This window comes from Streptomyces sp. NPDC001020 (genome assembly GCF_053599115.1).
Genome location: NZ_JBSFLQ010000061.1, coordinates 22,181 through 28,840, shown reverse-complemented (window position 1 = coordinate 28,840; position 6,660 = coordinate 22,181). Strand labels below are relative to the sequence as shown.

The window sequence follows — 6,660 nt, the reverse complement described above, 5'->3', positions numbered from 1 at the left end:
GCAGACGGGGTTGAACCGGGTTGCCTCGGCGGCTGCCCGCCAGAGGCTCCAAGATCAACTATTGGCGGCTTCTGGGCTCACCTCGGCGTCACCCCGTTCTCGGCCTTCAGCCGCTTGATCTCCGCGGCCTCCTCCGACGTCACACCGGGCCGATGACCGGCGTCCTCGACCTGGTCCTTGCGGACCCACGTCCGCACTGTCTCGGCGGCACCGATACCCAGCTTCGCGGCCACCGCCTTCATCGCGGCCCACCCCGTGGGGTAGTTGGGACGGACCTCCGCGACCATGCGCACCGCGCGCTCACGAAGCTCAGCAGAGTAAGGGGAAGGACGGGCCATGAACTCGATCCTCTCTCAGGGAATCGAGCCTCCAACAGACCCGGGCGATTCACACCGCACGGGGGATCGGGCGCGCGTTCATGGAGGGCACGTACGCGCAGGTACCGACTCAGCCATGTTCGCAATACACACGTATGCGCATGAGGGACATATACATGTCGATCGGGCATGTCGCCTCCGATGACGGCCCCGTCAGTCGGACCAGCCGAGCCGATGCCCATGAGGCCCGGCACGGCAGATGCTGCACGCGAAGGCCGCCGCACGGCTACCCGATGTCAGGCCGTAGCCGTCTCCTCGACAACCCAGGACAGGTACGCTTCCGACCCGCCGGTCACGGGGAGGGTGATCCATTCAGGAACGTCGTACGTGTGCCTCGAGGCCACCCAGGCCTCCAGCTCCGGAAGCCGATCCGTGGTCGTCTTGTACGAGACCCGCCATTCCTGAGCAGTTTCGATCTCGTTCTTCCACCGGTAGAAGGCCGTGAACGGCGCGTCGATGTGGGCGCACGCCGCCAGCTTGCTCTCGACCGCGCCCCGTGCCAGCGCCTTCGCCTGGTCCTCGTCGTCGATGGTCGTCTGCGCGATCACGATCTCGATGGCCATACAACTACCTCTCCGGCTCGGCATACCACGACCCTACCCAGCCACCCGCGGTGCATCGAGAGCCCGCCGCGGGCGATAGTGACCGGTGGGTCCCAGCCGGGCGACCGGATCAACAGTTCGCCGCCCTCATCCATCTTCGCCGGGATCCTCCAAGGCCGGGGCCTGCCGGCGTGCCTGCTCGATCCGCCGCTCGATGCCCCACAGGTGGGGCCGACACTGCGAGGACGGCGGTGGGCCGGCCGGGAACCCGGTCGGCCCCACCCGAGGAGCGGCCCGGAGCGGGGGTCGGTCTCCGGTCCGGGAGAAGGCAGCCGGCGTCATCACACGCGCCCGCCCCTCACGGGCCCGTAGTGATGGGAACCGTCAGCCGCTAGCCCCAGGTGCGCATCGAGGAGATCGCGTCGTTGTACGGGTAGTTGAGGACGTTCCATGTGTAGTTGTTCTGGAAAACGCCCTGGATTCCCTTGAAGTTGTTGTCGTTCCACGTATAGAGAGTCTTGGCGCCCTGGATCTGGATCGAGGAGATCGCGTCCTGCATGTAGTAGTCCCCTGAACTCGAGTTGTCTCCCTTGCCGAGGTCGGCCGAGTAGGGGTCGTTGCCGACCGACCACCACTCGCAGTTCTGGAGGTAGTAGTCCCGGCACAACGACCACCCCGTGGCCGCCGATGCGGCTGTGGCCGGCGTGGCAAGGGTGATCGAGGCCAGGCTCACCGCAGAAGCGATCACGGCCATAGCGCCCAGTGACTTGGCTCGGTTCAGCAAACGCATGTTCAACCTCCGGCAGGTAGATGCCCAAGATGGGCCATCAGGTTGTGATCCTGCTCAGGCGGTTTCTCCGAGCAGGACTTCATTGGAAACACGGAAAGCGTTCGCACTGAGGTTCACGTGCTCGGCCGATTCCATTGAGGCCGGTGCGTGGCTTGTGCGGCTGCCGCCGGCCGTGCTCGCTTCGCGATCGACCAGCGTCACCGGCGATTTCGCGCGGCGTCCTCCGCTGAAAGCGCGGCACGCCATGCGTCGGACAGTGCGATTTCCTTGAGCCGGCCGACACCGAGTGCCGGGTCACGGCGCGTGCCCGGAAGCCTGTACGCGTTGGTGTTGAGTTCGCTGACGGCGACGCGCAGCCCATCGGGCCCCCAGGTGTCGACCGACCATTCGACGGCTCCCTCTCCGCCCTTCTCGGGGTGGCTCCGCGTGATCTTCACACGGGTTCCGCCCGCCTCCCTGGCGGAACCCTTGAAGATCTTCTCCAAGGCCTCGTCGCCTGGCTTCCACTGTTGGACGGTGACTGCGACGAGGCACCTGCCCCGGCCGTCGTCCACGGTGAGATGCCCGTAGCCCGCCGCTCCGCCTCTGTCGGCCGTGCGCAGGCCACGGGGCACCGACCGGCTGATGATGTCCGTGATCTTCGCGGGGGGCAGGTACTGGAAGGAGGACACGGGCGAGGACCCCCGGGGGGGCGGGGGCATCGCGGCCAGTACGGGCTTCCACCGGGCCGAGGTGGCGATGTCGGTGAGCTGCCGTCCACTGAGCGGCGGAGTCGGCCGGCTGGGAGAGGAACTCCTGTCGCTGCTCGTGTTGGACTCCGAGACGGCGACCTGGCCGCCGTCCCGATCGGTGCGCACCGCCGTCCACCGCTGCCCCGCGGACGGCTTGGCCTCGTCGACGGGAGACTTGTCGAGGATGAGTGTGGCGCCGTCCTCCAGCCGCGTCAGAGTGCATCGGCTGTAGGGGTGTTCGGAAAGGTCCGGGCACTGCGAGTGCTGCTGGGAGACACGCACCGGGAGCCGGCCGACCGAGGCGGACACCTGACCGGAACCTCTGGCATCCCTGTAGGTCAGGACTGCGGGGGCCAGCGGCTCGTTCCGGGTGGCTCCGGAATCGCGCACTTCGAGTCCTTCTCCTCGCGGAAGCAGTGCCCGCAGGGTGTGCCCCACCGAGTGTGAGTTCTCCGCCGTGGTGGGCGGAGAGGCGCAGCCCGCGGTGAAGGCCGCGCAGGCCATCGCCGCCACCAGGGCTCCGTGTCTGAAGGTGCGCTGGAGTGACGAGACATCGGCCCGCGCTGCAGACGCGCTCATTCAGGTCCTCTTCCGGATCAGGGCACGGGTATCACCGGCGTGCCGTGGGTGCTCTAGTACCACGGGTGTTCACACGCTCCGGGTTCACCTGGCATCCGGAGGATGCCCCGGTCTTCGGACCGGGGTGGGGGTACCGCCCGCTCAGGCGTGCACAAAGCCGGACCGACCCATCGCCGTCACCGGCGCGGGCAACGGCACCGTCAGCATCTGGGACCTCACCGCCCTGCCACAGGAGCCGGACCTTACGGGCCCGGTTGAAGCCGGACCGGTGGAACGGGTTCATGCCGCCGTCGCCGAGCGACGCGCACCAGTGAAACAGCGCATGGTGCAGAGGGGAGTTGTTCAGCGCGTCGGTAAAGGCCTGCACACCGCGTTCGGACAGCGGGCACCAGGTGGCAGAGGCGTCAACCGGAACAAACATCCCGGTGCGCAGGAGGAAGTCGGCTGTCTCCTGCGCATGGTCGTTTCGGGGAAGCTCGACCGGCGGCAGCCGCAGCCCGGCGGCCGCGGTCTGAGGGGGGCCGGTTCGGTGATGAGCTGGGTGAGTCGCGACCGGTCTGCCACCGCGTTGCGTCCGTGCAGCCTGATCGGGGCGGCACCTTGGATCAGGACTGGGCGGGGTGCCATCGCGGGGCCGAAACGGACGACCAGGACCATCAGACCGTTGGTCTCCGGCAGGTTACGGCAGCCGCTGCGAGGTCATCTCCGCAGTCTCCCCGTGGCACGCCCCGTCCGGCAGCGGCTTTTCCCTGGACGTCGCGCAGCGTGGCGGGACGGAGATTCCTCCTGCCGGAATGGGCGGAATGTCGCAGGTAGCGGAGCTGGACAAGGGGCAACGCGAGCGCCAGCGATGCGAGTCCGCTCACCATCGGTGCGCGGATTCTGTCCACAGGCACCCGCCCTGAATGTCTCTTCTCAGGCCGCCGCGATCGGCGGGGCGGCCCGTACGTGAGGAGCCGTCATGGCCACCACCAATGTGCCGCTCGCCCCGATGACCCCGGACGCAGCGATCAGCGCGTTCAGCTACCTCCACGCCGTCGAAGCCGCCCGCGAGTTCGCCGGCACCGAGCCGCGGATGCCCGAGCTGCTCATCGACGTCGCCGAACGGATCGTCGTCCCCGTCACCGCGTTGCCCAGCCCGGAAGCAGGCGAGCCGTGCGCCGACACTTTCGCCTTGGAGGCCCTCGGGCGCGTCCTGGTGACCTCGCTGCGTATCTGGGCGCGGGCCGGGCCGGATGCGGCGGAGGGCCTCGCCCGCGCCGTCATCGACTTCGCCGCGCAGTTCCTCACCGAGGACCACGAGGACGTCGCCGACATCCACCGTCAGTTGGAGGCGGTCGGCGTGGGCCAGGCCCTCGATGCGCACCCCGCACCGGCCGGCTCGCACCCGGTGCGCCTGTCCATCGTGTAGTGCGCATCGGCGACGGTGGTGGTGCGTACGCGCGCATCGGACACGCGCCACCACCGCGCGCCGCACCGCACCGCCCATCGCCTCCACGGCCGGTGGCCAATTCTTCGGGTCACACAGTTACTTGTCGAAGCGGCGTGAATGCACGTTGTTCGTTGAACGGCTGTCGGGTCTGGAGGCAGTGGTGGAGTTGGCCGAGGAAGCGGTTGAGCAGGTGGCGCTGGGCGGCGTTGTGCCAGTCGCCGTGTTCGCGTCGGCGGCGGTAGTGGGCGTTGGCTCCGGGTGAGGCCTGGAGGGCTGAGAAGGCCCAGAGGAAGCCGGCGTGCATGAGCCGTGTCGGTGTGGTCCCTGGCCGTGGTGACGACCTTCGTCGAGCTGCTGGTGGACGGCAGCGGAATCGCCGCCCGTCGATTCGGTCCCGCCCGGTCGAGGGCGGCACGGGTCGCCCGCGCGTACCGTGCGGGCGGGCTCAGATCCAGGTGTCGAGCCACATCCTGGCCTGCCAGTCGGCGTACGGGATCGTCTGCCCGGTGTAGATCGGAAAGAAGTAGATGAAGTTCCAGGCGATGGCCAGGACAAGCACACCTGCAGCCACCGCACCCCGTATGCGGCGCTTGTCAGTCGCGCCCGGCGGACCCAGTAGGGCTCCCAGCATCATCGTCACGGCCAGGCACAGGTACGGCACGAAGACGACCGCGTAGAAGGAGAAGATCGTGCGGTCCTGGTAGAGAAACCAGGGCAGGTAGCCGGCACCCACCGCACACAGGATGGAGCCGGCGCGCCAGTCGCGGCGCAGGCCCCATCGGTAGAGCAGGTACACGAGTGCGCAGCATGCCGACCACCACAGGAGCGGTGTGCCGAGGGCGAGGACCGTCTGCGAGCAGTCGGCCGCCGTGTGGCAGCCGTCTTGTCCGGGTTTTGGCGACTGGTAGTGGAACAGCACGGGGCGGCCGAGGACCAACCAGCTCCAGGGGTTCGACTCGTATGTGTGGGGGGTGTGCAGGCCCACGTTGAACTGGTAGACCCCGTATTCGTAGTGCCACAGGCTGCGCAGCGGAGCGGGAATCCATGACCAGGTGCCGCCGCGGTCGTCGGCCCAGTGGCGTCCGTAGCCGTTGTCGGAGAGGAACCAACCGGTCCATGTCGCCAGATAGGTCATCACGGCGACCGGAACGAGGGACAGGGCCGACCAGCCGAAATCCTTGCGCAGCACCGCCCGGTAGGGGTGGCGCGCCCCCGCCACGCGACGCGAGCCGACGTCCCACAGCAGGGTGAGGATCGCGAAGAAGGCGAGGAAGTACAGGCCGTTCCACTTGGTTGAGGCTGCCAGTCCCAGGAAGAGGCCGGTTGCGAGCCGCCAGGGACGTATCCCCGTTCCGGCATGGTCGCCGGTGCGCGCGTCCGGGCGCGCACGGCCGTCCTCGTCGACCGGTAAGGCTGCCGCGAGCCGGGCTCGTGCGTGGTCCCGGTCGATCAGCAGGCATCCGAACGCCGCCAGGGCGAAGAACATGACGACGAGGTCCAACAGTGCGGTACGGCTCATCACCACGTGCAGACCGTCGACCGCCATCAGCGTGCCGGCCAGGCAGCCCAGCAGTGTCGAACGGAACAGGCGGCGTCCTGTTCGGCACAGCATCAGCACCGAGAGGGTGCCCAGGGCCGCCGTCATGAAGCGCCAGCCGAACGGGGTCAGGCCGAACGTCCACTCACCGAGGGCGATCACCCACTTGCCCGTCGGCGGGTGCGCGACGAAGGCCCCGGTGTCGGAGAGCGGGATCACCTGAGGGTGGGCGAGTATCTGCGGGTCGGAGATCTTGCGGTCCGGCCAGGTGCCCTCGTAGCCGAGATGCAGCAGGGACCAGGCGTCCTTGGGGTAGTAGGTCTCGTCGAAGACGACGGCCCGCGGTCGGTCGAGGTGCCAGAAGCGTATCGCTCCGGCCAGGACGGCGACGAGTAGCGGCCCCAGCCAGTCCATGGCCTTCGCGACGCGGTACGCCCGTGCCCGATTGATACGTGTGAACTCCCACAGACGGGTCGACGGCTTCGGAAAAGGCGGAACAAGACGCTCGCGGGTGTCGGTTGCCGGGTGTGCCACGTATCCGAATCGGCGAAGCCGTTCCGGCCAGTCTTCGGGTGCCGTTGTCGGACGGGTGCCTTCGGGGGCGGGGGAACGGGTTGCGTTGCTACTCGTCACTGGACAACCTTATTGATCGCATGGGGCCTGGCCGCACCT

5 protein-coding genes and 2 pseudogenes are annotated in these 6,660 nt (G+C 68.2%); 1 reads left to right on the top strand and 6 read right to left on the bottom strand.

Annotated elements, in window-relative coordinates:
• Positions 1 to 95: 95 nt before the first annotated feature.
• The 4 genes and pseudogenes from ACWDEX_RS34715 to ACWDEX_RS34700 all read right to left on the bottom strand — a co-directional run.
• Positions 96 to 338, bottom strand: a pseudogene (locus ACWDEX_RS34715) (transposase); the annotation flags it as partial.
• 275 nt (positions 339 to 613) lie between these two features.
• Entirely contained in the window at positions 614 to 940 is a 327-nt protein-coding gene (gene cutA / locus ACWDEX_RS34710; protein ID WP_450468451.1) for a divalent-cation tolerance protein CutA, read from the bottom strand.
• Positions 941 to 1,310: 370 nt separating this feature from the next.
• On the bottom strand, positions 1,311 to 1,709 hold the full coding sequence (locus tag ACWDEX_RS34705; RefSeq protein WP_450468450.1) for a hypothetical protein: 399 nt from the start codon (positions 1,707 to 1,709) through the stop codon (positions 1,311 to 1,313).
• A 197-nt stretch (positions 1,710 to 1,906) separates the two neighbouring features.
• Complete coding sequence (locus ACWDEX_RS34700; protein WP_450468449.1) at positions 1,907 to 3,019, bottom strand: hypothetical protein; 1,113 nt, start codon at positions 3,017 to 3,019, stop codon at positions 1,907 to 1,909.
• Between the two features lie 961 nt (positions 3,020 to 3,980).
• Here ACWDEX_RS34700 and ACWDEX_RS34695 point away from each other — a divergent pair.
• Positions 3,981 to 4,430, top strand: a complete 450-nt coding sequence (locus ACWDEX_RS34695) for a hypothetical protein (protein WP_450468448.1) — start codon at positions 3,981 to 3,983, stop codon at positions 4,428 to 4,430.
• Positions 4,431 to 4,539: 109 nt separating this feature from the next.
• Here the strand turns inward: ACWDEX_RS34695 and ACWDEX_RS34690 are convergent.
• Positions 4,540 to 4,869: pseudogene (locus ACWDEX_RS34690) on the bottom strand (hypothetical protein); the annotation flags it as partial.
• 27 nt (positions 4,870 to 4,896) lie between these two features.
• Positions 4,897 to 6,621: a dolichyl-phosphate-mannose--protein mannosyltransferase gene (locus ACWDEX_RS34685; RefSeq protein ID WP_450468447.1), complete on the bottom strand. Its 1,725-nt coding sequence runs from the start codon at positions 6,619 to 6,621 to the stop codon at positions 4,897 to 4,899.
• Positions 6,622 to 6,660: the final 39 nt, after the last annotated feature.

Coding starts and splice junctions, on each gene's coding strand:
- ACWDEX_RS34695 (WP_450468448.1), top strand. CDS start 3,981: ATGGCCACCACCAATGTGCCGCTCGCCCCGATGACCCCGGACGCAGCG.
- ACWDEX_RS34705 (WP_450468450.1), bottom strand. CDS start 1,709: ATGCGTTTGCTGAACCGAGCCAAGTCACTGGGCGCTATGGCCGTGATC.
- cutA (WP_450468451.1), bottom strand. CDS start 940: ATGGCCATCGAGATCGTGATCGCGCAGACGACCATCGACGACGAGGAC.
- ACWDEX_RS34700 (WP_450468449.1), bottom strand. CDS start 3,019: ATGAGCGCGTCTGCAGCGCGGGCCGATGTCTCGTCACTCCAGCGCACC.